The organism is Methylobacterium sp. J-048 (assembly GCF_022829515.1).
In the GTDB taxonomy this organism is placed as follows: Bacteria; Pseudomonadota; Alphaproteobacteria; order Rhizobiales; family Beijerinckiaceae; genus Methylobacterium.
On record NZ_JAKSYL010000248.1, the window covers coordinates 1 to 788 of the forward strand.

General features: G+C 66.2%; 1 pseudogene. It reads right to left on the bottom strand.

The features are described from left to right. Nucleotides 1-203: 203 nt before the first annotated feature. A pseudogene (locus MKL09_RS25110) lies at nucleotides 204-578 on the bottom strand (integrase core domain-containing protein); the annotation flags it as partial. Nucleotides 579-788 lie beyond the last annotated feature (210 nt).

Here is a 788-nt window from a genome sequence, read left to right on the forward strand (position 1 = left end):
CCATCCGCCCGATCGGGCGGATGGATCGGGGGCGGTCAGGACCGCACATGGCGGCGATGGACGCCTGCAAGGCGCGCTGAGGGCGTGGGTCGGTTGTGCCGGCTCGCGCGGGGCGCGTGACCAAGCGCGGGTGGAACACGAAGTTCGAGAGGCGGACCCCACGCTCGACTGATCGGCCGCCTCAGGGTGGTCCAAGGTTAAAGTTAGGGCGCGGTAGGCCGCTCCACTACGGGTAGCTTGGCCGGCGGAGCTGGTCTGGCGGGGGCAGCCGGCCAAGCGGTGAAGGCTGGCATGAACACTTCTGGTGCCGGCGGCCGGTATCCTAGTGAGGCGTGCGGGCGTACGGTGTTGTAGTGACGTCTCCAGCTTTCGATCACGATCTGCGCCTCCTTGAGTGTGTAGAAGATCTCACCGTTGAGCAGTTCGTCGCGAAGGCGCGCGTTGAAGCTTTCGACGTAGCCATTCTCCCACGGTGAGCCCGGAGTGATGTAAGCCGTCTTGGCTCCGACGCCGGTGATCCAAGCTTGGACAGCCTTCGCGACGAACTCCGGCCCGTTATCCGAACGGATATGGCGCGGCTGGCGCTACGAGAACCCAAGCACGATCGGTCGCCTCTACGCCGACCTCGGCTACCGCACCCCCGACTCCGAGTTCCACCTGATCGGTATGGCCGCGCGCAGCTCTCGCAGGCGGTCGCCTCGAAGGTGACCGGCTGGTCGCAGGCTTGGCATTGGAAGAGCTTCATCGCGCGGTCCCGGGCCGGCAGCCGGCCCACCTCCCGATCAAAT